Here is a 24,748-nt window from a genome sequence, read left to right as displayed (position 1 = left end):
CCTTTGTTGACCCGCAATCTATGCGCTGCAGGGCGGACTGACAAGGCAGCGACACGATAGAATTGCTTTTAAACGGTAGAGGCAGGTTTGTGGGGCTGCAAAACGCTATCCGGCAAGCGGACAAGGCGCGGGGCGTGGGTGAAGAGCAGTGATGCCTCCACCACGGAGTCTGGGAATATCGTCTCGAATGCCGCGACATAATGCGCCATTTGCCTAAGATACGGCGTGATAACGCTCTGTTCATCTTGGGGGACGGAGCGGCCGGTCTTGAAGTCGATGATCCTTACGCGTCCCGGCTCGACGATCATCCTGTCGATCCGTCCGGTGATCACCGTTTCACCTACCAGCGCCGCCAAAGGCACCTCTGCCCGGGCATCGGCCTTGAAGAAATCCGCCCATTCGGGGTTGCGAACGACCGCCGTTACGGCGTCGAGGATCTGGCGCTTGTCGATAGCGGCGTCGCGCACGGTAATGTCCAGCCATTTGGCGGCGGCATCGAGGGACGCCTCGTCCGTGATCCGCTCGAACAGCGCGTGCAACAATTTCCCCCGCGTCGCCGCCGCCTGCATCGCGAGGCTGGGCGGGGCGTCGCCATAGTCGTCATCCTCAAGCCGTGATGGTACCAGAGGCCTTGGCGGGCGGGATTCCTGCGGTGCGGGGGCAAAGAGCCATGCAGGTGCTTCCAACGGAGCGGGGTTGTCCTTTGCGCTTTGATCGCGGGTGGCGGGCGGCGCGGCCGATACGCCATCTGCACCCACATGCCGCATGACCTGGCCCCAGCGCACGTCATCCTCCCATTCATGGCCGAGGGCGCGCATCGCGCCTTCCATCATCGCGAACCAGCTGTCCGCTGGAGGAACGCCCTTATTCTGCCCGCTCAACGCCCCGCCCATGATCAGCCGCTCCTCGGCGCGCGTGACCGCGACGTAGAGGAGGCGGCGATGTTCCTGCAGTTCGCGGGTCTCCTGCAGCTCTACAATCTCCTGCAATCGCCCCGACTTTTCAGCGCTGCGGATGGCGAGCAGCGGCACATTCTTGCCTTCATCCATGACGAGCGCCGACGTCCGGTCGGGTTTCTTGCGCGGATCGGAGGTGGCGTCGGCGAGAATGACGACGGGCGCCTGCAGGCCCTTGGACCCATGCACCGTCATCACCCGCACCTCGTTCGCACCACCCGCGCCTTCGCGCTTGATGATATTCTCGCCCTTTTCAAACCAGTGCAGAAAGCTCTGCAGCCCGCCGCCTTGCTGTTGCTGGAACAGCAGCGCAGTGTTCAGCATTTCCTCCATCGGCACCAACGCTTCGGTCCCCAACCGCGCCACGAATTTCCGCCGCGCGCCGATGGGTCCGGACAATATCTGTTCGAGGAAATCATAGACGGTCACAAAATCCGCCGCGTCCAGCATGGCGCGCAGCGGCTCCAGCTCATCGGCAATCGCGTCCTGCCCGCGCAGATGCTGCCACAGGCTGACCTTCCGCTCCCCACGATAGCAAAATTCGAGTAGCTTTTCCTGTGTCCAACCGATAATCGGCGACACCATGATGCACGCAAGGCTGAGGTCGTCGAGCGGCTGCAACACGAAGCGGATGACCGCCAGCAGGTCCTGCACCACCAGCGGCTGGGCAAGCCGCAGGCGGTCGACACCGGCCACCGGAACACCACGCTCATGCAATTGCGCGACGAGCAGCGAAGCAACATCGCTCCGATTGCGAAGAAGGAACATGATATCCTTCGGCTCCAACGGCCGCTTTTGCGTCGCAAGCCACGGCTTCTGGTCGATCAGTTCCTTCGCATAATCCGCCAGCCTTTCGGCAAGGTCGCGCTTTTGATTGGGGACCCAGCTTTCCTCGTCATCGTCCCCCTCTTCGTCGGCGGACTTCGGTGATACAGGTGTCAGGAGTTCGACCATCCCGACCTCGGCCGGCATCCGGCTATAATGGTCGGGAACCTCGTCCGAGATACCGAAATTCGCGTGCCCCACTTCATCGATCAGCGCATTGACGAATTGCAAGACCGGTGTCGTTGACCGGAAACTTTGCGACAGGGTCAGGCGGGCGAGTTCTCCCCCTGCCCCCGCAATATCCTCGCCGAATTTCTTTCCTGCCTCTTCGTAGCGTTCGGGTGCGGTGCCCTGAAACCCGTAAATGGCCTGCTTGAAATCGCCGACGGAGAATATGGTCCGGATGGTATCGGCATTCTGGCCAAAGCCGCTGAAAAAGTCGGACGCGAGCGCGGCCACAATGTCCCATTGCGCCTGATTTGTATCTTGCGCTTCGTCGACGAGAATATGGTCGATCTGCTTGTCCAGCTTGAAGCGCACCCATTGCGCCATTGCGCCGCTGTTGAGCAGCGCGGCGGTACGCCGGATCATATCGTCAAAGTCGATCACACCCCGTGCATGCTTGGCGTGGGTGTAAAATTGGGCCAGCCTCTTGCCGACGAGCAAGGCGCTGGCGAGCCGTTCGGCATAGTCGGCGCGTGTCAGAGTCTCCAACAGCGGTTTGGTCCAGTTTGCGAGGTCGAGAGCTAATTCAGGATACTCATCGACTTGAGGAACCTGACCCTTTGTTTGTGTCTGCGGTTCGTCTTTCGACTTGTTCCACCAGCAGAAATGCAACTTTTCGAGGGTTGCCCCACGTTGCGTCACATCGGATTCCAGCCATTCCGATATGGTAGCAGCACGCTTCAGACCGGTCGCGGTTCCCCAAACTTTGTTCAATGCTGCGACGGTTTCTAGCGCACTGCGATCTATCGCATCATCGGACAGTGCCAATGCAATCCAATCGTCCAGGGGCTCTTCAAATGTAACCCCCGCCAAGCGCCGCGCCCAAACAATAGCCCCCGCCCCTTCGGGAATAGCCTCCATAACATCCGGAACCGCCGCACATTTGGCGAGGAATTTCGCCGCCGCCTCTTCGCCCATAGCAAGGCTCAGCTTTTGCAGGCTTCGGATCAAGTCGTGATCATGTGCCTCTTCAGCCGCGATGACCATGCTGGCCAGCGCCTCGCGCAGCAGCGCCTGCTGCTCGGCCCCTTCGATCGGCTTGAATCCCGGGACCAGACCTGCCTCTTCGGGAAAGCTTCCCAAAAGCGACTGGCAGAAACTGTGGATGGTCAAAATCTGCAACCCGCCACCCGGTGCATCCAACACTTTGGCGAACAATTCGCTGGCGCGCTGGCGGTATTCCGGGCCCGACTTGGCCCCGATTGCCTCCATATCTTGGAACAGCGCGGTGTCTTCCAACTGCACCCAGGATGCGAGCCGTTGATTGATACGTTCCGCCATTTCCGCAGCTCCCGCCTTGGTAAAGGTGATGCACAACAGATTTTCGGGTTCGACTCCTTCCTCCAGCAACAACCGGATGACGCGCGCGGTCAATACCTGCGTCTTGCCGGTGCCAGCCGAGGCGCTGAGCCAGATATTCTCCTCTGGCTGGACCGCCGCCAACTGCGCGGGGATGAGCGGATAGAGCGGCTTGGGTTCCTTTTCGTCGCTCATGCGCCGTCCGCCTCGGCAATCGACTGGCGACCGTCCCATTCCTGCAGGCGCATCAAATGGTCATAGTCGGCATAGTTTGAGTATTCGGGGTGCAGTTTCGCCGTAAAAGGAGCTTCACCCAATATCCACAGGTTCAACGCGTCTTCGGCCTGACGCGTGATGAAGGCCACAAATTCGTCGGCCGCTTTCTTTTTGTCGCTGGCCTTTGTTGCCGTAGCATGGGCGATATATCCAAAAGCACCTCGCTTCTGGTCTTTACCTAAACTCCAATATTCAAATCCCAGCGCGTCGCCGCTTACGCCCTTTATCGCGCCGCGTTCGGCCATCAAACCGATCAGCCCCAACTGCAACGCAAAACCCGCATTAATCTGCTTGGGCTTGGGCGATCCGCCGGTCTTATAATCCATGATGATCAGACTGCCATCGGCGGCAGCATCAATACGGTCGGCGCGGCCGGTAATGGTGATACCGCACAAGTCAAATTTGCCTTTCTCTTCGGCAACCAGCAACTGCCGCCCATCTTCGTCCCGCAGCTTTTGTGTTTGGTCGGCAATCCAGCGCAGACCTTCGGCAATACGGGGCTGCCACAGCGTCCGAAGAATGGGATCAAGCGCGCCGTTGGTCAGCAAGGCGTCCGCTCGCGCAATCAACTTTTCCGGGGCGCATTTGTCGTCGCGGAACCATTTTTCCAATATGTCGTGCACAAGGATGCCGCGCCATTTGTGGTCGGGTTCGGCATCGACCGGATCCATGGGACGCAACCGCAAAACGCGCTTGGCGTAAAAGGAATAAGGGTCCGACTTGAGCTGGTCGAAATCGGTTACCGAAATGCCCACGCGCCGCTGCTCCGCCGTCGGCATCGGTTTGGGCCGGGGTGCGAATTGCAGCTTTTCACGCACATCGTCCAATAGTGCGGCCAGTTGCGGCGTGGTTTCATCCTGCTGCAACGCATCGCCAAGATAGGCACGCATCCGCAGCAGAAAGCGCGAAGCCACACTTGGCCCGCCACGATCACGACGCGCCCGCGTGAGCACCACATCTTTTGCGCCGAGCGCCGTCGCCAAATCATGCGCCGAAAGACCGACATTGCGATCAAGCGTCGCCAGACCCAAATGCCGACGGATCGCCGGGGCCAGCCAAGGGTCCGGCTGCGCAATTTGCGGCCAGACTGTTTCATTGAGGCCTGCACAGATGACAAGATCCGCCTTTTGCAAGCGGGCCTCCAGCAAACCGTATATGGCGACCCGTGGATGGCCACCATAAGGCGGACGAACGACAGCACCGGAAAGCAGTTCGGTTATAATTGCGGGCAACGCGCTGCTGTCGTCCATGGGAATGGCGGACAAGTTGCACTCACCCAATTCGGCCAAGGCCCCCGCCAGCTCTCGGCCTGCGGCACCTTTCCAGATCTGTCCGTCCGTCAATGTATCGGCGACCATCTTCATGGCATCGAGCGCAGCGACAAGCCCGCCCTTTGCACCATCGTCCAGCAATGTGAGCTGGCCGCTATAGACTGTCCACCACAGGTTAAGCGCGTCATCCGCCGCCTTGGCAATTTCATCCGCAAAAGCAAAAATGCCCACGCCAACACTTGGCCCGCGCATACGGGCATCGAGCGAGCGCGCCTGATTGAGCCAATCCAACCGGTCCATTTTCATGCGGACAAGCGGGTGCTTTGCGATCTCCAATACGTCGGTCGCCGAAAAACGCCGTGCCACGGCATTGGCCAGACCCAGAAACAAGGCGCCCTCGGGCGATTGCAACAAGGGCTTACCTGCGCTGTCATCCACCGAAATGCCCCAGCGGCGCAACTGCGACGCCACCCGCGCTGCAATTTCACGATCCGGAGTGATCAATGCTGCGCGTTGTCCGGCATTTTCGAGCCGTTGCCGCATGTGGACAGCGATGATTTTCGCTTCCTGCGCGCTGTCGTCGGCCTCGATCAGGCGCACATGCACCATTTTTTTTCGGTCGGCGTGAAGTGCCCGCCAATGCGTACTGCGTTCCGGAAGGCAGAAAATATCGGTGATGCTGTCGGCCATCGCGGGCGCCGCACCGGATGAGACCGGTGCAACTTCGTCCCGCGCAATCGCCATGCGATCAAGCAACAGCCGTAAATGGAATTGCGGATGCACTTCGGCATTGCGACGGGGCTTTGGAACACCGTCTTCGGTCTTGGGCGGACGCAAGGCATCCCAATCCGCCTCAGGCATATTCAGGTCCACACCCGGCAGGATCACCGATCCGTTGGGCAGCCGTGCAATCCGGCGCAACAGGTTGGAAACAGCCATGGCCGATGTCGTTATGCCGGCGGCAATCAAAGGCGAAGACAGCGGATTTTCGCGCAAACGCTGTTCGAGCCTGCCCAGCAAAATATTCCTGCGTTCCGCGGGGCCCAGCAGCTTGCGGTTGGCAAGTTCGGTGCGATAGGCTGGAATGATCTCGCTGATCTGACCGTAGGCGCTGAGCCAATGTTCCGGAAGTTCGGCCACCGCCTCTACCGACTTGAGCCGTTCAAAATCGACCTGCTCGATCTCCAGCTCGTCGATCATTTCCGCCAGTTTACGCGCAAGACGCAGGGATTCCGCAGCGGTGACGGATTGCCCCGCTGGCCGGTGTTTCACCACCAGATCGGCCAGCAACAGGATACGGCTTGTGGGACTTATAACCGGCCAGACGACGTCATCGTCCGACAGCGGGTCCAAAATTGGCCCCAGCGCCTCGTCCAGCGCGAGGTCACCAATCGCCACCATTTTCGGCAGCAGTAATCCCGGTGAGACGGTGCGGACAAAGGCTTCGGTCATCGCCTTGATCGCGCGGTTGTTCGGCAAAAGCAGCGTCATCCGCGTTATGCCAAGCGGATCATCGCCGCAGTTCGCCAGAACAAAACCTACTGTCGCATCGCAAAAATCCGAGCCGAGGGGAACCGTGAAGACGCGGGTCGCCCGATGTGCGGGTTCAGCGCTGGGCATGGCTCATCAATTTCGCCTCGGTTGCTGCGATTGCGTCGGGATATCCGACATCGAACCACAGGCCCTGATGCACCAACCCATGGCAACGCCCTTTGGCAATGGCGCGATCCCAAAAGACATTGGTTGAAAATACTTCTGACGGCGGATCGATGATGAGGCGCTTGGACAGCATCTGGATTCCGGTCCAGACATAGGCGGCCTGCTGATCGGCTTTCCTGCGGGACAAACGGCCATCGGCATCCAGATCAAAGTCACCCTGGCCTTGGGTATTATTTGCCTCGGCATAGGGAATCAGCAGCATGAGGACGTCCATGGCGTCGTCATCCCATGCCGCCATCAACCGGGTGAAAGCGTTTTTGCCGTCATTGGTCCACCAATTGTCGGCATTGACGCAAATGAAGGGGTCGTCGGGAATGAGCGGCAGGGCCCGTACCAGCCCGCCACCTGTATCCAGCAGCAGATCGCGCTCGTCCGAGATGGCGACCTCAAAATCGGCGGCATGGTCCGCCATATGGTCCTCGACCTGCGATGCACGATAATGGGCGTTGATGACAATCTGGCCGACGCCAGCGTCCCGTAAATGGTCCAGCACATGGTCGAGCAAGGCAGTACCCGCGACCTCGACAAGCGGCTTGGGCCTGTCTGCCGTCAACGGCATCATCCGCGTGCCCTTGCCTGCCGCCATGATCATGGCGGTGTTCACATGATGGCTCATTCCGGTGCCAGCATATTGGGGGCGATACGACGAACTTCGTGCGGGATATATGTGTCGAACCAGCTTTTCAGCGGCGCAAGCCCAGGATGGTCCAGATCGCGTTCGAGCAGTTTCCACATGCGTGGCAAAAAGTCGAGATAACGCTCCTTCCCATCACGCTTCCACAGCCGTGTGAAAATGCCGATGATCTTGGTATTCCGTTGTGCGCCAACCAGGGCATAGTGATACAGGAAATCGTCCCCGGGACTTGCCGTGCGGATATAATGATCCAGCATTTCCGCCTCTAGTTCCACGGACACATCGCGACGTGCATCTTGCAGCAGCGACACCAGATCATAGGCGGGGTGCCCGATCAAGGCGTCCTGAAAATCAATCAGACCCTGATCTCCGTCGTCGAGGAGCATGACATTTTCTGCATGATAATCGCGCAAGACAGTCACCATATAGGCATTGGCAATCGGTGCGAGTGTTTTGCGCCAGATCCCGTCAAATTCGGCCGGATCGAAATCGAGCCGCATGGCCGGCATGTACCATTCGGTCAGCAGCCGCACCTCGCGCAGATAGACCTCTTCGTTATAGGGCGGCAGGTCGGCACAGGTGCTTTTGGACAGGGCTATGATGGTGTCGATGGCCCGCCGGTAGATTTTTTCCTCATCAGCCGGGAACGCATCCAGATGTTCACGCATGCGCCGGTCGCCGAAATCTTCGATCAGGACGAGCCCGCGCGTCAGGTCTTTCCCGTATATGACGGGAGCGCGAAACCCCTGTCCGGTCAGATATTGGGCGACATCGATGAAAGGCTTCGGGTCTTCATGCGGTGGCGGGGCGTCCATCAAAATGGCGCTCCCCTTCTCGGCATGTGACACCCGGAAGTAACGGCGGAACGAGGCATCGCCCGGCATGGGGTACACCCGTGCAGCGCTCCAGCCGCTATGGTGCAGAAATTCATCCAGCCCGGCGGGCATGACAGGGTCAATCTGTTGCGTCATTTTCTTCCGTCTTCATCTGTACCGCACGCGAACCGTCCGGCTGAGGCTGTATGTCAATCGAGAGGGTCGGCACCGTATATTCGGCGCCTGCCCGGCCCGCCCATTCCACCAAGGTGATCCGGTCGGACCGCTCGTCCGCAAGGCCGAGTTCCTCCAGGTCGGCGACACCATCTAACCGATACAAATCTGCATGGGCGACGGCAATCGATACTTCGGGGGGATCATATTGATGCACGATGGCGTAGGACGGGCTTGCGACTTCCCCGCTGAAACCCAGACCTTGCAATATCCCCGCACATAACACCGTTTTTCCGGCGCCCAAGGGACCGTCAATCGATACCCAGTCGCCGACGTGCAGGGTGCCCGCCAACTCCCGGCCAAAAGCGCGCATCTCTTCTTCGGTCTTCAGGATCATCGGCTCGGGATCGTCATGATGATGGTGGAACCTTCGCCCGGTTTGGACTCGATGCGGAACGTGCCATGATGCGTTTCGATCAATTGCTTGGCGAGCGGCAGGCCGAGCCCTTGCAATATGGGATCGTCGGAAAGCTGCAACGCCTTCTTGCCATCGCCTTGGACGATTTTCTGGTTTTCTTCACTGATGCCGGGGCCATTATCGGAGACGATGATCTCGAGCAGGTCATTGCTCTTGCGGGCGTATAAAAGGACTTCGCCGCCCGCTTTGTGATACCGTATGGCGTTATCAAGAATTTGACTGACCGCCTGTCCTATTCGCTTAGGGTCCAGTGAAAACGTGCCTTTTGCTTCTTCAATCTGCAAATGAAGGACGACGTCGCGTTCCTTCGCAAAACCCTCTTTCGCTGCAGCCACATCAACAAACAGCTTGTGCACATCCACTTTCTCGCGGGCAATCGGCATCACACCCGCTTCACTTTGGCTATAATCAAGTACGGTATTGATCTGTTCCGACAATCGTTCTGCCGACGTTAGTATCGCGTCAACATATTCTTTCGCCTGATCGTTCAAATCGCCCGCAACCCCCGCTTTCAACAAATCGGCAAATCCACTTATCGACGTCAGCGGCGTCCGGAATTCATAGCTCATATTCGCCAGGAACTTCGCTTTGATGCCGTCAGCTTCCTGCAATGCGGCATTGCGGTCGCGCAGCGCGTGCTCGATCTTCAGACTGTCAGACATATCCAACATCGTGAACAAGGCATTGCCGTCGGGTAAAGGAATGGTTGCGATCTGAAAAATTCGTTCATCTGCAAATGCCGCTTTACTGCGACGTTGCTCTCTATTGGCTGTGGTCATACGTACCAGTTCGCCAATGATCGAAATTTGGGACTGCTTTTTAAGATGCCTGGACATCAGCGGCAAAATTTCATCTAGCCGCGGGTGTTTTATCAAAATTTCATCCGGGAGTCCCCAGGTTTCGGCAAATAAACGGTTCCAGATGCTCAAACGCCCATCAGCCGCAAATACCGCAATTGCTTCAAACAGATTGTCAAATGTTGCAGTTCTAACACGCAACAAGATATCGCGTGCGCTCGCCAATTGAGCTTGTTCGGTCCGATCTTCGAATATGAGCAACAGACCACCATCAGGAACCGGTTGCGCCAATACGCGCAAATGCGTTCCATCCGGCAACAACCAATTTTCTTCACTCGGTTCAGGGTTGCGAAACCAATTTTCCCGCTCACCCCGCCAAGCCGGAAAATCACGAACTTCGGGCAACTTCCCATTTTCACGCATCCGGTCAAGCACACGGGCAAATTCCGGCTTTTCGGTTAGCCACTGGTCCCGAAATGCAAACTGCCGCTGGAATGGCAAATTCGCAAAGATCAAGGAATAGTCGGAACCGAATTGAACAACCCCGGCTGACATCATATTCAACAGGTGCCGTTGTGCATCGGATAATTGCCGAAATTCGTTTCGGGCGGCAGTCAAGTCTTGAATGTCAATCGCCAGCCCCGCCACGCCGGAAGAACCGTCAGTGCCCAAGGGTATGTCAAACACCCTCAATTGCCGCCTTTCCGCGCCCAATGTCGCCGAAACAATGCGTTCGATTTTCTGTCCTTTTTGCATAGCCTCCGAAGCAAACGCCGCAGCGGTTTTGCCGTTTTCAGGCTCCAGCAACTCAATGCCATCTTGCACAACCTGAAATCCGTCGGATGCCCCTACCGCTTCGACATAAGCCATGTTCACAAAGTTCAGCGACAAATCCGGACTGCGATGCCACATAGGCAAAGGTGCGGATTCAATAAGTCCGGCCAAAGCAGCAAAGGCTGATTTTGCCTTTTCGGATTCTTCAGTCCGTGCTTCTAATTCCCGCAAGCTGTCCGTGGAATCGAAAAACCATAGCAACGCAGCGCCATTGGGGTAAATTACGGTGTCGGCAATGCCCCCGACGACAAGGAGCCTGCGAGGAGAACCTGACACAGGCAAGGGCAGCACAAAGTCTTTCCCGGTTCGTTGCGTTTCGCGCACCTTTTCTTCAAGCATGGCAAGGTCAGTACTGCTCAAGCCACCATCGTCATGCCCGCCAAGGTCGCTAAGTGTCGAGGCAGGTGCTGACAATCCCATCAACCTTGAAAAGCGGTCCGCGGCCTCAATTCGGCCATCCCCTTTGACCACAACAGGGAATGCAGGTGCTGTTTCCAGCAGCCGGGCCAACCGGGATGTCTGACGCAACATCCTGTGCGACTGCCGCCGTAACGACAGGCCAACCCAAATGGCAACAGTGGCCCCTACAAGCCATAAAGCCATCAAAATGCCTATCAGGGCAATTGGCAGGCCCTCGCCCGTCATTGGTCCGCTATCCTTTGCGCTTTCACTCGTTTGCTAATGCCCGAAAGGCCACGCGGCGCAACAAAAAAACCCGCCACGTTTCCGCAGCGGGCTTTTCCAAGGGCAAAAAATGTGGATCAATAACGATAGTGATCTGGCTTGAACGGCCCGGCGGTGGACACGCCGATATAGCTGGCCTGCTTTTCGGTGAGTTTCGTCAGCTTCACGCCCAGTTTTTCAAGGTGCAGCATAGCCACCTTTTCATCAAGGTGCTTAGGCAGAACATAAACTTCATTCTTGTAATTGGCACCGTTCGTCCAAAGCTCGATCTGGGCCAGAACCTGATTGGTGAAACTCGACGACATCACGAAGCTCGGGTGCCCTGTGGCACATCCAAGGTTCACAAGACGGCCCTTTGCCAGCACGATAATCTGTTTGCCGTCCGGAAATTCAACGAGGTCGGTTCCGGGCTTCACTTCGGTCCAGTTATAATTGGACAGGGCCGCTATCTGGATTTCGCTGTCGAAATGGCCGATATTGCACACAATGCTCATCGGTTTCATGTTCATCATATGCTCGGCGGTAATGACGTCCGCATTTCCGGTCGCAGTGCAAAAGATATCCGCCCGTGTCACAGCTTCTTCCATCGTAACGACTTCAAAGCCTTCCATCGCCGCCTGCAAAGCGCAGATCGGGTCGACTTCGGTGACCATTACGCGCGCGCCGCCGTTGCGGAGCGACTGGGCCGAACCCTTCCCGACGTCGCCGAAACCGGCAACGCATGCAACCTTACCGGCCAACATAACGTCGGTGGCGCGACGGATCGCATCGACGAGCGATTCCTTGCAACCATAGAGATTGTCGAACTTCGACTTGGTCACGCTGTCATTGACGTTAATTGCCGGGAAAGGCAGTTCGCCCTTTTTGGCAATTTCGTAAAGACGGTGCACGCCCGTCGTGGTTTCTTCGGACACGCCCTTCAGATTGCGGACCGTCTCGGTCAGATAGCCGGGCTTTGCGGCTACAAAAGCCTTCAGCGCACGTTGGAATTCGACTTCTTCTTCGTTTTCCGGCTCGGCAAAGCTTTCGCCACGCTCCAGCTTTGCGCCCCACAGCGCAAACATGGTCGCATCGCCACCATCGTCCAAAATGATATTCGCAGTGGTGTCATCACCCCAATCAAAAATACGGCCGACATAGTCCCAATAGTCGGCCAGGCTTTCGCCCTTCACCGCAAATACAGGGATATCGCGCGCCGCAATCGCCGCAGCGGCGTGGTCCTGCGTCGAAAAGATGTTGCAGGTCGCCCAGCGTACATCAGCGCCCAGCGCCACAAGCGTTTCGATGAGTACCGCAGTCTGGATCGTCATGTGCAACGACCCGACAATACGCGCGCCCTTCAAAGGCTGGGACGCGCCAAATTCTTCACGCAGGGCCATAAGGCCGGGCATTTCGGTTTCGGCAATGTTGATTTCTTTACGGCCAAAATCGGCCTCGCCGATATCGGCAATGACATAATCGTTGAAAGCCACAGGCTTGATCTCCGGGAGGGTTTAGAATGGCCCTGCCCATAGCCCCGGCCTTCACCGAAATCAAATATAAAGATTACTTTATATGCTGGGTCCCCCGAATTAGGGTCAGGGCCTAGGGGCGCGTTGCAATCCGTGTCGGGCAGACCGGACCACTCCAAGATTGGCCGACCACTGTAGAATCTGCAGCTGCAGCCATGGTCACAACGCCATGAGATTCCGACGACAGTTTCGTCGCAAGATCTTTCAGTTGCTTGCAATTCATGGTCTTGTGGCCATTCCCATAACTGTTCGCAAAGCCGATAGACATTCGGTCCAACGCCCCTTCGGCACCGCGGGCACCATAGGTCTGGGCCAGATATCCTTTCAACGCGGCATTTTGCGACCCGATCAGGCTGTTATGTTTTGTAACGAAGCGGTTATATTGCGGCAGGAAATTGTCCGGTGTGTTCCGGCACCGCAAGGCAGTGACCATCAACATCGTATTGAGATGCTTTATCTTGGCTGCATCCTGCGCGGCATTGGTCCAGCACGCATGTGCCGGTTGCGACGACAGCGCAACCATAGCTGCAACAAAAGCCAATTTTTTCGAAAAGCTTATCATTTCCCCAACCCCTTTGCTTGTTCAACAGGCAAAGAATTGACGATCCTGATGAATCAACCGCTAAGGGAAATGGTAAATAAAGTTAAACCACATATCCGATTGAAAACTGGCAGAGATAAATTTTGCGAAAAATGGCACAATTTGAGAAATGCGTGGTTCAGCAGACACGTCGGATGTCCGCCCTGCCTCGACATGCTTGACACATGGATGGTCGTCACAGATTAGAATGAATCAAAATCACCCCTGAAAGGAATGCATATGAGTATCTCAGTTGGCGACAAAATTCCCGATGTAAAATTGGTCAAGGCAACCGCAGAAGGTCCGCAACCGGTCCAGTCCGCTGACTTTTTCGCCGGCCGCCGAATCGCGCTTTTTTCCGTGCCTGGTGCCTTCACGCCAACCTGTTCGGCGCGCCATCTTCCGGGCTTTGTGGAAAAGGCAGACGAGCTAGCCGCAAAGGGCATTGATGAAATCGCTTGCACGGCGGTGAACGACGCTTTTGTGCTTGGCGCATGGAACAAGTCTGGTGGATCGGACGCCATTACAATGCTCGCCGATGGCAATGGCGATTTTGCATCCGCACTAGGACTGGAAATGGATGGATCGGCGTTCGGCATGGGCAAGCGTGGGCAGCGTTTCTCGCTGGTCGTCAACGATGGCGTTGTCGAACAGGTCAATGTCGAAGCTCCCGGCGATTTTAATGTAAGTTCGGCGGACCATATGTTGGGTCAGTTATAAACTTCTGTCGCGACCCCGGTCGTGAACTTATATTATTGATGCAATCAAGGGAGGGGTAACCCTCCCTTTTTTGTTGCGAAAAATGCAAAGTTCGTCGACATGATCTTATGCCCAGCACAGAATCCAGCCATATAATCCGGCAGCTTGTCGCCGAATATGAATCCTCGGTAAAACGTCTGCAAACAGCGCTTTCGCGCTATCTAAAAGACGGAATAGTACCGACAGAAAATGAACGGCTAGGACGTGATTTCTGCTATCCTGAACTGATTATCAATTATCGGGGCAAAGAACGGGAAACCGTTTCGAACCTCGCCTTTGGCAAATTGGAAAAAGTCGGGACATATCGGACGAGTTTTACCAAGCCAGAGATGTTTTCCGATTATGTGGGCGAACAGCTCGACCTGCTTTCGGAACAATATGAAGTTGAAATTTCAGTCGGGCGCAGCGGGCAGGAAATTCCTTTCCCCTATGTCTTGGATGGTTCGGCCGACCTTGATTTGGGGGTGACGAGCCCCAGTGAATTGGCCCGACATTTCCCAACGACAGAGCTTGCCGACATTGGTGACGAAATTGCCGACGGCCTTTTGCGAATAAAGGGTGACGACAATTCGCCGCTTGCATTGTTCGATGCACTCCGCACCGATTTCTCGCTGGCCCGGCTGCGCCATTACACCGGCGCGCCTGCCGAACATGTGCAAAATTATATCCTATTCACCAACTATCATCGATATGTGGATGAATTTGTCAGCTGGGCCTGCAAGCAAGTCGGCAATGGCCGATATACAGCCTTGTCCGGCGCTGGCGGTTTGTTTGTCGACAAGCCCACCGATAATGCAGCCCAGTTGGTGGCCGATAGCACATGGCGCCGCCATCAGATGCCTGCCTATCACCTGATGGCGCCCGATCGCTCCGGGGTTACACTGGTCAATATTGGCGTCGGTCCTTCCAACGCCAAAACAATTTGTGACCATTTGGCAGTGATGCGACCCGAAGCATGGTTGATGATTGGCCATTGCGGTGGCTTGCGGGAAACGCAGCGAATCGGGGATTATGTTCTCGCGCATGCCTATCTGCGCGATGATCATATTCTGGATGAGGTTTTACCGCCCGAAATTCCCATTCCTCCCATTGCAGAAGTTCAGCAAGCCCTGGCCGCTGCGGCCGAAAGAGTATCGGGTACAAGCGGAGCCAATTTGAAACGGCGGATGCGGACAGGTACGGTCGTCACCACCGATGACCGCAATTGGGAACTGCGCTATTCGGCTTCAGCCTTACGTTTTTCCCAAAGTCGCGCGATCGCCATCGATATGGAATCAGCAACCATCGCAGCGCAGGGTTACCGGTTCCGCGTTCCTTATGGCACATTGCTATGCGTGTCGGACAAGCCGCTGCACGGCGAGATCAAATTACCGGGGCAAGCCAATCGATTCTACGAAGAAGCGATAGCCGCGCATTTACAGATCGGCATCCAGACATGCGAGCTTTTGCGCGATGCTGGCAACAGCCTGCATAGCCGAAAACTTCGGGCCTTTAACGAACCACCCTTTCGTTAGGCGGTTAAAGGGTGGTGATCACCACCCTTTTTTGGTGCCTTTATTCTGGGCCTTGAGCCATTTCATCAGCGGGGCGAAATATTCCAGCATCGCCTTGCCGGACATTTCCCGGCTGCCGGTGAACGCCTCCAATGCATCAGGCCATGGTTTGGATGCCCCCATTTCCAACATTGCATTCAGGCGGGCGCCAACGTCTTTATTGCCATAAAAAGAGCAGCGATGCAGCGGGCCTTTCCAGCCGGCCGTGTCACAGGCGGCCTTGTAAAACTGGAACTGCAAAATCCGTGCAAGGAAGTAACGGGTATAAGGGGTGTTTCCGGGGACATGATATTTGGCCCCGGCATCAAAAGCATCGGCGGGACGCTCGACCGGTGGGACAATGCCTTGATATTGGGTGCGTAATTTGGTCCAGGCGGTGTTGTAATCGGCAGGTTTGATATCCCCTGCAAACACACCCCAACGCCATTTATCGACAATCACACTGAATGGCAGAAACGCAACCTTGTCCATCGCCTGACGCAACAGAAGCCCGTTGTCCTTGTCGGCATTGGGTACTTTGCTTGCATCCAACAAGCCAATCTGAACCAGATAATCAGGTGTGATCGAAAGCGCGATCGCATCGCCTATGGCTTCGTGGAAACCATCATTGGCACCGTTCAGATGCAAATAGCTCTGTTTATTATAGGCGCGTTGATAATAATTATGGCCCAGTTCATGATGTACGGTCACAAAATCATTGCTGTTGATCTTGATGCACATCTTGATCCGCAAATCATCAACATTGTCGATATCCCATGCAGATGCATGGCATACCACTTCACGGTCGGCGGGTTTCAAAAATTGCGAGCGCGCATAAAAACTTTCGGGCAAAGGCGCAAAGCCGAGCGAAGAGAAAAACCCTTCGCCCGTCTTTACCATGCCGACTTCATCTATTTTCTTGGCTTTGAGCAATTCGCCAATATCATATCCGATATCGCCCGACCCCGCAGGTGCAACGACATCATAGATATCGCCCCATTCCTGCGCCCACATATTGCCGAGCAGGTCCGCGCGGATCGGCCCGGTCTTTCCTTGAACATTATCGCCATATTTCTTGTTCAATTGGGTTCGGACATAAGTATGAAGTTCGTCATAAAGCGGCTTTACTTCAAGCCAGAGCTTGTCCGTCAACTTGGCAAAATCATCAGCCGGCATGTCATAGCCGGACCGCCACATCGCGCCAAGATCGGCAAAACCAAGCTCATTTGCGCCCTTATTGGCAATCTCGGCCATGCGGACATAGTCATTTTTCATCGGTGCGCCGACATTATCGTGCCAGCTCACCCACATTTCCTTCAGCTCTTCGGGGTTGCGGTTTGTGCCCATTTCGGCCTCAATATCCGACCCATTGATCGGCTGGCCTCTTAACGTTCCCTTACCCTTGCCATAAGCAGAGTTGAGTTTGGTTGCGATTTCCGACAGCTCTTTTGCGGCACCCGGTGTCGTCGGCGCAGGCAAAACCAACCCGCCGCGAAGGATATCCAATTTGCGTTTGCTGACCGCCGATAGCCCCGCGACATTCTGGTATCTGGCGGCCTCAAGGGCATATTGCACCGATTTTTCGGTTCCGATTTCACCATATTTGGCTGCAATCGCGTCGGTATCGTCGGTAATATAGGTGTTGTTTATCCAGGCCACACGGTTTCCCTCGACCGAGAAATCGAAAAGATCCTTTTCGGCCCGGGCAAGGAAGGACTCTGCGTCCGCAACCGTTGGCTGGGTCGACACGGTTGCCATATCCTGTGCAATTGCAATCGAGGGTAAAGAAAAAGATGCGACCGCCAAAGCGGCTAGCGAAACGAGATTTTTCATATATTTAGTCCCAGCAAATATTGTGGCACGATGTTGGAACTTTCTTACCCTGCCGTCAAGATACGCGACGCGCCATTCGTCGAAGGAATAAAGCGGCTAGCAGACCAAAAAAGGTGGTGAGGAAGGCGGTTGACTTTACTGGCTGCGCGACCGCCGCGATATAAGCCAGCCGGTCATTCCCGGCAAAGGTCATTGCCTGGACAAATTGGCAAATTGTTTCGACATAATCGGCAATGCCAACGATGAAGGATGCACCAACTATGACCCAACCCAATCGGCGAATGGATGCTTTGCCCGAACGTGCAAATAACCGCCCGCCGCAATAGGCCCCAAATGAGTAAACACCGATATAGACAAGATCGATGGCCATGCCCAAACGGGCCAGATTCATCACGCCTGCCGCTTGCCACGCCGCCTGAATGGCATCCACTCGAAGGGCGTTGCCGGCAGATTGATGGTCCCTGATGCCCCAGGGAGAAACCGCATTGGTAAACCACGGATTCATGGCGATCATCGCTGCAAGAATGAGCAAGCCGGCCAACCAAAAGCGCCAGAAAAGACGTTCGATTCTGCTTTCCGGCATTATGAAATCACCTTTCCCAATGCGCCTGCCCGGGCGTCAACTGCTGTTAGTCGGTACATGACATAGTCCCTATGCTGACCTTGATGTTCGCGAACATATTCCTTCACCAATCTTCCACCAAGCCGCTCCACCGCAGTGCGCGATCGAAAGTTACGTGCACCGACTTGAAATATGATGTTTCCGACATGCGGGAATATATAGTTCAGCATCAGGGCCTTAACCTCACGGTTATAACCTCCGCGCCAATGCGAACATGCAAAAAAGGTCCAGCCTATCTCAATTTCGTCAGCGTCCGCATCGTAATTGGCAAATCGCGTGCTGCCGATCATCGTTCCGTCAGTCTGGTCGATTATCGCGAATGCGCCACCCGACATCATCGCCTCGTCAAAAAAATCTTCAAACACCTCTCGCTTGTGCCGATCTGGATATGGATGCATCGCCCAGATAGCGGGATCCGAGGCGACGACGAACAATGCGTCAAAGTCATCTTCAGCGAGAGGACGCAGTCTTGTTTTTTCGCCCGAAAGAATGGGTTGTATGTCAAATGGCGGACGGTTCACCATGCCTCTCCCGTCAACGCGCCAACCATCGCTCGCCCGAGTTCCGGTTTAACAACCGCACTCATGTGATTACCGGGAATCTCAAATAACCTTCCGTGCGGAAAAGCATTTGCAAGTTCGACTGCAGAACCATTGTCCTGATCATCAACACCGCAGATGATGGCGATGGGCAAATCAAATTCACGTAATTGCGCCTCTTCAGTATCGACAAATGTATCCAAAATATGGCGCAGGGCCACCGGGTCGCCCTTCGTGGTTTTCAGAAAGGCTTCGGCCATAAATGCCGCCGACCCGCGCTCATGCTGGCCCAGATTGTCCAGAATATGCTTGAAATGACTGCCCCGATTGCTCGTTCTGGTTAGCCCATCGAGCCCCATGCCCGAAATAATCGCGCGTCCCGGCTTGGCGCCACGAACCAGCATCCGCGCCACCGTCCGCCCGCCGAGCGAATAGCCGCCCAGATCATAATCCATGACGTCAAGGTGCGCCAGCAGGGCGAACTGGTCATCCGCCAGTATATCCTTGGGGTAAAGCGCCGCATCGTGGGGCTTACCACTCAACCCATGGGCGCGCAGGTCTGGCATAAGGACGCGGTACCCTGCATCGGCGAGCTTTTCGGCATGGCCATATTTGATCCAGTTGGTATCTGCATCACTGAAATATCCATGAATCAGAAGCAACGGTCGCCCTGCCCCTATTTCCCTCCAACTGATTTCAACTCCGTCGATGCTGGAAAAACTCTGGGTGGCGATTGTCATGCAGCCCCTTTCAGGCATTTTTTATGTGTCGGTGCTTGCCATGTCCTGCCTGCCGAGAAAAGCCATTTTTCCGCCCGACCTTATCAACATATCTTGTATATAATAAGCATAGCTATTATGTTGATGGAATGAGTGACGATCTTGGTTTCCTTCTTGGCGACGCCGCCCGCTTGCTGCGGCGGTCTTTTGACGAACGCGCGCGCGCCGTTGGTGTAACCCGTCCGCAATGGCGTGTTCTGGCGCTGTTAAAGCGGTTTGATGGCTGCACGCAGGTGACAATGGCCGACATGCTGGATGTGGAGCCCATTACGCTTGGCCGAATGATAGATCGATTACAGGAATCGGGCTTGGTCGAACGCCGTGCCGACCCCAAAGACCGCAGGGCATGGCGTCTGCATCTGACGACCTTGGGCGAAAGCCGCATTGGCGCGTTGCGCCCCACCGCGCTTGCGTTATTTGACGATGCCTTGGCAGGGCTTGACGACGCCCAGCGCACCCAACTCGAATCCATGTTGAACACCATCCGCACCAACCTGACCCGCAAACCATTAGAGACTGCCCATGGCTGAAGCCGATCCCCAAATGGACATCAACACCAGCGTCCGCAAAAAGCCAAACCGCTTTGCACGTATCGCGGTCATGATTTCTGTACCCCTGCTGCTGATCATCGGCGGCGTAAGCTATTACATCGCCAACGACCATTATGTGTCGACCGACAATGCCTATGTTCAGCAGGACAAGGTTTCGATCTCGTCCGAAGTCGGTGGCCGCATAGTCGAGGTTGCCGTGCGTGAGAACCAGAAGGTTCAGACTGGCGACCTTCTGTTCCGGATCGATCCGGAGCCCTATCGCATTGCCATCGATCAAGCCGATGCGAGCATCGCCGCCGCGCAAGTGCGCGTTACGGCGCTCGAAACCGATTTCCAGACGACCGGTGTGGACATTGACAGCGCCCGCGAAGATGTCGCCTTTTTCGAAAAAGAATATCAGCGGCAGTCAAAGCTGATGCAAGACGGGTTTACGACCCGCGCCCGTTTGCAAGCCGCAGAACATGCATTATCCGATGCGCGAAGCCGTGTTGCCTCGGCGCAGGCCGAAGCAACCAAGGCGCGCGCGGCCCTTGCAACCGGTTCCGCAGCGCCCGGAATCAACCCGGCTGTCAAAGCTGGTCAGGCACAACGCGAACAGGCCATGCTCAATCTTTCCCGGACAGTCGTGCGCGCACCCCTTGCTGGTGTTGTCAGTCAGGCCGACCGGTTGCAGGTTGGACAGATGATGGTCCAGGGTTTGCCCGGCGTCACCATTGTCGCCTGCGACCGTAGTTGGATCGAAGCCAATTTCAAGGAAACCGACCTTGCCAAAATGCGGGTTGGACAGCCTGCCGAAATCACCTTTGATGCCTATCCCGACCTGAAAGTGCGCGGCAAGGTTTCCAGCATTGGCGCAGGAACAGGGTCCGAATTTTCCGTTCTCCCTGCACAAAATGCCAATGGCAACTGGGTGAAAGTGACACAGAGGGTGCCGGTTCGCATAAGGATTACCGACACACCAAAGCGCAAAATGATCGCGGGGCTGTCGGCACATGTCCGCATCGACACCGATCAATAATCCCGGCGACATCGCGGCTTATCCGGTCGCGAATAAACCCCTTCTGACGCTCGCGGTCATGGGCGCGACGATTATACAGATACTCGATTCAACAATCGCCAATGTCGCCATTCCGCACATGCAGACCAGCCTTGGCGCGACAATGGACACCATCACTTGGGTCCTCACCAGCTATATCGTCGCCAGTGCCGTCGCCATGCCGATTACCGGCTGGCTCGCCGACCGCATTGGCAGCCGAAAACTGTTTTTGGGGGCAGTGGCCGGATTCATTCTGGCATCCATGTTGTGCGGCATTGCGACCAGCCTGTCCGAAATGGTTGCCTTCCGCATTCTTCAGGGGATTTGCGCTGCCTTTATCGGTCCGCTGTCGCAAACGATCATGCTAGACATCAACAAACCGTCCGAGGCACCCCGCGCGATGGCGATATGGGGCATGGGTATCATGATCGCGCCGATATTGGGGCCCATGATTGGTGGTTGGTTGACCGAAAGCTATAACTGGCGCTGGGTGTTTTATATCAATCTGCCCATCGGAATTCCAACCTTGGCGCTTTTATGGTGGCTGCTGCCTTCGCGCCCCATTGTGCGGCGCGAACTCGACCGTTTCGGCTTTGCAATGTTGGCAATCGGTCTGGCAACTCTCCAGCTTCTGCTTGACCGAGGCCAACAGGAAGACTGGCTGCAAAGCTGGGAAATCATTGTCGAGCTGCTGGTTGTTGTGGCTGCGCTGTGGATGTTCATGGTGCATCAGCTAACGACCCACCGGCCAATGTTCGAACGCCTGCTCGTAACCGACCGCAACTTTTTCATCTCGCTCAATATGATGTTGCTGGTGGGGATGATGATGTTCGGAATCTTTGCCCTGCTTCCGCCGATGCTGCAAAATCTCTACGGCTACAGCGTTTACGACACGGGCGTTTTGCTCGCCCCGCGCGGGGTCGGGATCCTGCTTGCAATGTTTATCGCATCGCGCCTCACCGGAAAGATCGACCCACGGATTATCATCTTCAGTGGTTTTGTCATGACCGCGGTGTCGATGTGGGTGATGACCCAATGGTCCCTGAATATGGACTGGCATCTGATTGTCTACACCGGCCTGTTCCAGGGCTTTGGCATGGGCTTTGTGTTTATCCCGCTCAATGGCGTTGCTTTTTCCACGCTACCGATGCGTCTGCGTACCGATGGATCGGCGCTGCTCTATCTGTTCCGCAGCCTGGGTGGCAGCTTCGGCATTTCCATCATGACAACGATGCTGGCGCGCAACATACAGACAAGCCATGCGGATCTGGCTGGCCATGTTACCGCGACTTCCATCCCGACGCTTGATTTGTCGACTACAGACCGTCTGGGTTCATTGGGTGAAGCGGGGCTGCAATTGATTAACCTGGAGATTAACCGGCAGGCGACGATGATCGCCTATCTGGATGACTTCAAGCTGATGATGTTCCTGCTGATAGCGATTAGCCCGCTTATCTTTCTGCTCAAACCCGGGAAACCAGCGGTCGGACCGCAACCGGCAATGGCGGACTAGGCTGGATTTTCGCGGGGCGTCAGACCCTTTTGCTGCATCCGCCAGACCGCCATATCGATACGGTCCTGACCGAAAAACGGTTCGCCATCGAACACCAAAGTAGGTACGCCCCAATGACCGGCGGCTTCGAGCGCTGCCTGATTGGCGGCGATTTCTGCGTCTAACGCCTCGGCATCCCGCTCGGCTTCGGTATCCAGTTCCGCGAGGTCGAGGCCAGCGCGCGTCGCCGCGCCTGCCAGATGATCGCCCTCATGCCAATTCTCCGCGCCGCCCCAGATCAACCGCGACACCTCGTCACAAAAGGCCAGGCTCTGCCCCCGACGTGCAGCGGCCTGACCCAGGCGTGTGAGGCGGAAGATATAGGGTTGTTCGTCCGCGATCTGCCGCGTGATCACGTTCTGGACGATGGGATCGGGCCGTGGCGGGCCAAAGGGAATGCCGTGGAACTGCGCCACGCGGAACATGTCGGTAAAGGTGTAGCGCAGCCAGTTGGGATGGCTGCGTTCAAAAAAGGCCGGTTCCCGGATCGCCAGCGGATAGACCGGGCGAAGATTGACGGCCAGGTCATATTCCTCGGTCAGGGCACGATAGCGCCGCGTGGCGAGGTAGCTGTAAGGGCTGCGGAACGACCAGAACAGGTCGGCGGTCATTGTCATATTTTCTCTCTCCAGCGCAAAGACATGCACGATAGCCCTGCATCGATGCGGCTGATCTGCTCGACACTCAAGCCGATGGTCGGGATGCCAAAGGATTCCACGATGGTGCGGCTTTTATGAAACTCGGCACCCATCAAAATGCTGTCCCGGATACGCAGCTTGTTTGCAGCCTTTTCTTCGCCCTCCGGGACCTCAACCACACGCATGCCCGCAAAAGCAGGCGAATTCACCATGGGTGCGAGGGCAAATACCGTCTCTTCATCAATCAGGCTGCAGCCTGTTTTGAAATGCAGAATGCCGGGCGGCGTTTCAGCAATCTCGCCCTTTTTGCCCAGACGCGCCAAAAGCGAAATCAGCTCCTCCGCGCCTGCACGATCCGTGCGGTTGGAAAGGCCGATCAGAACACGATCCCGCACAACCAAAATATCCCCGCCGTCGGCATGGCCCGGCCCCTGCATGTGCAGGACCTTTTCAAACCGATCTTCGAGGACAGGCGCCAACAACGCAGACTCCCCTGCCCGGCTCGGTGCCGCCAGGTTGAGTACAATCGCCCCTTCGCCAAAGACCAGCGCGGGGTCCTCCACGAAGATGGAATCCGGAAACTCTTCCGACGCCGCAAGCTGCGTCACATGCAGCCCGAGTCCCTCCAGCGTGCGGACATAGGCCGCATGTTCGGCGCAGAGCGCTTCAAAATCGGGGTCCGGCCCATCCTCTGCCCGCAGCCCTGCCACGACGGACGCAGCGGGGCTTCGGACGATGGCATGGCTATAGTCAAACATGCACGATGACCGGAATTACCCCTTCTTCAAATGCCGCCGTCCCAACAGTTCGGCGATCTGCACGGCATTCAAGGCCGCCCCCTTGCGAAGGTTATCGGACACGCACCAGAAGGCAAGTCCGTTATCGACGGTGGGGTCTTCGCGCACGCGGCTGATATAGGTTGCATCGTCGCCAGCGGCTTCGATTGGTGTGGCATAGCCGCCATCTTCCTGCTTATCGACCAGCATGATGCCCGGCGCTTCGCGCAGGATCGACTTTGCCTTGGCTGCCGACATTTCACGATCATATTCGATGTTCACAGCTTCGCTATGGCCAACAAAGACAGGCACTCGGACGCAGGTGGCAGTCAGCTTGATCTTCGGATCGAGGATCTTCTTGACCTCGACCATCATCTTCCATTCTTCCTTGGTATAGCCGTCTTCCAGGAAGCTATCGATGTGCGGGATGACGTTGAACGCTATCTGCTTGGTGAATTTCTTCGGCTCTGCGCTGTCGCCGACAAAGATGTTGCGGCTCTGTTCGAACAGTTCGTCCATGCCTTCCTTGCCCGCACCGGACACCGACTGATAGGTCGATACCACCACGCGGGTGATGTTCGCATAATCGTGCAAAGGCTTCAGCGCGACCACAAGCTGCGCGGTCGAGCAATTGGGGTTGGCGATGATATTCTTGCGCTTGTACCCGTCAATCGCGTCCGGGTTCACTTCCGGCACGATCAGGGGAATGTCCGGGTCCATCCGGTGAAGCGAGCTGTTGTCGATTACAACGCATCCAGCCGCCGCCGCAATGGGCGCGAATTTCTTGGTCGCATCGGAACCGATCGCGAAAATCGCCATGTCCCAACCGGCCCAGTCGAAATTCTCGATATTCTGGACCTTCAGCATTTTGCCGGTGTCGCCATATTCGATTTCTATGCCCTGGCTGCGTGAAGATGCCAGTACGGCGACTTCGTCAGCGGGGAATTCGCGCTCGGCAAGGATGTTGACGACTTCGCGGCCAACATTGCCCGTCGCGCCCGCAACTACGATACGATAACCCATGTGAATTTTCCTCAGATTTGGTTTGGACAA

20 protein-coding genes are annotated in these 24,748 nt (G+C 56.2%); 5 read left to right on the top strand and 15 right to left on the bottom strand.

Annotated features, from left to right (window positions below; all coding sequences use genetic code 11):
- Nucleotides 1-68: 68 nt before the first annotated feature.
- From addA to EUU23_RS02925, 8 genes are all read right to left on the bottom strand, one after another.
- Entirely contained in the window at nucleotides 69-3,500 is a 3,432-nt protein-coding gene (gene addA, locus EUU23_RS02960) for a double-strand break repair helicase AddA (RefSeq protein ID WP_160352624.1), read from the bottom strand.
- Entirely contained in the window at nucleotides 3,497-6,472 is a 2,976-nt protein-coding gene (gene addB / locus EUU23_RS02955) for a double-strand break repair protein AddB (protein WP_160352623.1), read from the bottom strand. Before addB ends, addA begins: the two co-directional genes overlap by 4 nt.
- Nucleotides 6,459-7,187 carry a nucleotidyltransferase family protein gene (locus tag EUU23_RS02950; protein ID WP_160352622.1) on the bottom strand — a complete coding sequence of 243 codons (729 nt, stop codon included), beginning with the start codon at nucleotides 7,185-7,187 and terminating at the stop codon, nucleotides 6,459-6,461. Before EUU23_RS02950 ends, addB begins: the two co-directional genes overlap by 14 nt.
- On the bottom strand, nucleotides 7,184-8,176 hold the full coding sequence (locus tag EUU23_RS02945; protein ID WP_160352621.1) for an aminoglycoside phosphotransferase family protein: 993 nt from the start codon (nucleotides 8,174-8,176) through the stop codon (nucleotides 7,184-7,186). Before EUU23_RS02945 ends, EUU23_RS02950 begins: the two co-directional genes overlap by 4 nt.
- The gene (tsaE, locus tag EUU23_RS02940; RefSeq protein ID WP_160352620.1) at nucleotides 8,160-8,591 is read right to left on the bottom strand and encodes a tRNA (adenosine(37)-N6)-threonylcarbamoyltransferase complex ATPase subunit type 1 TsaE; all 432 of its coding nucleotides are present in this window, start codon (nucleotides 8,589-8,591) and stop codon (nucleotides 8,160-8,162) included. The genes EUU23_RS02945 and tsaE overlap by 17 nt, the downstream gene beginning before the upstream one ends.
- Nucleotides 8,588-10,948 carry a PAS domain-containing sensor histidine kinase gene (locus EUU23_RS02935; protein WP_160352619.1) on the bottom strand — a complete coding sequence of 787 codons (2,361 nt, stop codon included), beginning with the start codon at nucleotides 10,946-10,948 and terminating at the stop codon, nucleotides 8,588-8,590. Before EUU23_RS02935 ends, tsaE begins: the two co-directional genes overlap by 4 nt.
- 116 nt (nucleotides 10,949-11,064) lie before the next feature.
- The gene (ahcY, locus tag EUU23_RS02930) at nucleotides 11,065-12,459 is read right to left on the bottom strand and encodes an adenosylhomocysteinase (RefSeq protein WP_179956502.1); all 1,395 of its coding nucleotides are present in this window, start codon (nucleotides 12,457-12,459) and stop codon (nucleotides 11,065-11,067) included.
- Between the two features lie 112 nt (nucleotides 12,460-12,571).
- Nucleotides 12,572-13,060 carry a hypothetical protein gene (locus EUU23_RS02925; protein WP_160352618.1) on the bottom strand — a complete coding sequence of 163 codons (489 nt, stop codon included), beginning with the start codon at nucleotides 13,058-13,060 and terminating at the stop codon, nucleotides 12,572-12,574.
- A 258-nt stretch (nucleotides 13,061-13,318) separates the two neighbouring features.
- On the opposite strand from EUU23_RS02925, the gene EUU23_RS02920 reads away from it, so the two are divergent.
- Both EUU23_RS02920 and EUU23_RS02915 read left to right on the top strand, forming a co-directional pair.
- Nucleotides 13,319-13,798 carry a peroxiredoxin gene (locus tag EUU23_RS02920; protein WP_160352617.1) on the top strand — a complete coding sequence of 160 codons (480 nt, stop codon included), beginning with the start codon at nucleotides 13,319-13,321 and terminating at the stop codon, nucleotides 13,796-13,798.
- 107 nt (nucleotides 13,799-13,905) lie between these two features.
- Entirely contained in the window at nucleotides 13,906-15,351 is a 1,446-nt protein-coding gene (locus tag EUU23_RS02915) for an AMP nucleosidase (protein ID WP_160352616.1), read from the top strand.
- Nucleotides 15,352-15,369: 18 nt separating this feature from the next.
- On the opposite strand, the gene EUU23_RS02910 is transcribed toward EUU23_RS02915, so the two are convergent.
- Genes EUU23_RS02910 through EUU23_RS02895 form a run of 4 tightly spaced genes read right to left on the bottom strand, consistent with a single transcriptional unit; the run spans nucleotide 15,370 to nucleotide 19,103 of the window.
- Entirely contained in the window at nucleotides 15,370-17,202 is a 1,833-nt protein-coding gene (locus tag EUU23_RS02910; protein ID WP_160352615.1) for a M2 family metallopeptidase, read from the bottom strand.
- Nucleotides 17,203-17,257: 55 nt separating this feature from the next.
- Nucleotides 17,258-17,785 (bottom strand): hypothetical protein, encoded by a 528-nt coding sequence (locus tag EUU23_RS02905; RefSeq protein WP_160352614.1) that lies wholly within the window; start codon nucleotides 17,783-17,785, stop codon nucleotides 17,258-17,260.
- Nucleotides 17,785-18,348 carry a GNAT family N-acetyltransferase gene (locus EUU23_RS02900; protein ID WP_160352613.1) on the bottom strand — a complete coding sequence of 188 codons (564 nt, stop codon included), beginning with the start codon at nucleotides 18,346-18,348 and terminating at the stop codon, nucleotides 17,785-17,787. The genes EUU23_RS02905 and EUU23_RS02900 overlap by 1 nt, the downstream gene beginning before the upstream one ends.
- Nucleotides 18,342-19,103, bottom strand: coding sequence for an alpha/beta fold hydrolase (locus EUU23_RS02895; RefSeq protein WP_160352612.1), 762 nt, complete (start codon nucleotides 19,101-19,103; stop codon nucleotides 18,342-18,344). The genes EUU23_RS02900 and EUU23_RS02895 overlap by 7 nt, the downstream gene beginning before the upstream one ends.
- A gap of 128 nt (nucleotides 19,104-19,231) precedes the next feature.
- On the opposite strand from EUU23_RS02895, the gene EUU23_RS02890 reads away from it, so the two are divergent.
- Genes EUU23_RS02890 through EUU23_RS02880 form a run of 3 tightly spaced genes read left to right on the top strand, consistent with a single transcriptional unit; the run spans nucleotide 19,232 to nucleotide 22,242 of the window.
- The gene (locus EUU23_RS02890; protein ID WP_160352611.1) at nucleotides 19,232-19,672 is read left to right on the top strand and encodes a MarR family winged helix-turn-helix transcriptional regulator; all 441 of its coding nucleotides are present in this window, start codon (nucleotides 19,232-19,234) and stop codon (nucleotides 19,670-19,672) included.
- Nucleotides 19,665-20,711 carry an HlyD family secretion protein gene (locus EUU23_RS02885; protein WP_160352610.1) on the top strand — a complete coding sequence of 349 codons (1,047 nt, stop codon included), beginning with the start codon at nucleotides 19,665-19,667 and terminating at the stop codon, nucleotides 20,709-20,711. Before EUU23_RS02890 ends, EUU23_RS02885 begins: the two co-directional genes overlap by 8 nt.
- Nucleotides 20,686-22,242: a DHA2 family efflux MFS transporter permease subunit gene (locus EUU23_RS02880; RefSeq protein WP_160352609.1), complete on the top strand. Its 1,557-nt coding sequence runs from the start codon at nucleotides 20,686-20,688 to the stop codon at nucleotides 22,240-22,242. Before EUU23_RS02885 ends, EUU23_RS02880 begins: the two co-directional genes overlap by 26 nt.
- On the opposite strand, the gene EUU23_RS02875 is transcribed toward EUU23_RS02880, so the two are convergent.
- Genes EUU23_RS02875 through EUU23_RS02865 form a run of 3 tightly spaced genes read right to left on the bottom strand, consistent with a single transcriptional unit; the run spans nucleotide 22,239 to nucleotide 24,718 of the window.
- Complete coding sequence (locus tag EUU23_RS02875; protein WP_160352608.1) at nucleotides 22,239-22,898, bottom strand: 2-hydroxychromene-2-carboxylate isomerase; 660 nt, start codon at nucleotides 22,896-22,898, stop codon at nucleotides 22,239-22,241. The two genes, EUU23_RS02880 and EUU23_RS02875, sit on opposite strands and share 4 nt — an antisense overlap.
- On the bottom strand, nucleotides 22,895-23,677 hold the full coding sequence (locus tag EUU23_RS02870) for a dimethylarginine dimethylaminohydrolase family protein (protein ID WP_160352607.1): 783 nt from the start codon (nucleotides 23,675-23,677) through the stop codon (nucleotides 22,895-22,897). The genes EUU23_RS02875 and EUU23_RS02870 overlap by 4 nt, the downstream gene beginning before the upstream one ends.
- A 15-nt stretch (nucleotides 23,678-23,692) precedes the next feature.
- Nucleotides 23,693-24,718 (bottom strand): aspartate-semialdehyde dehydrogenase, encoded by a 1,026-nt coding sequence (locus EUU23_RS02865; protein ID WP_158898929.1) that lies wholly within the window; start codon nucleotides 24,716-24,718, stop codon nucleotides 23,693-23,695.
- Nucleotides 24,719-24,748: the final 30 nt, after the last annotated feature.

The organism is Sphingorhabdus profundilacus (assembly GCF_009769755.1).
Taxonomy (GTDB): domain Bacteria; phylum Pseudomonadota; class Alphaproteobacteria; order Sphingomonadales; family Sphingomonadaceae; genus Sphingorhabdus_B; species Sphingorhabdus_B profundilacus.
Note: the sequence above shows the minus strand (reverse complement) of the source record. Positions and strands in the feature narration are given on the sequence as shown.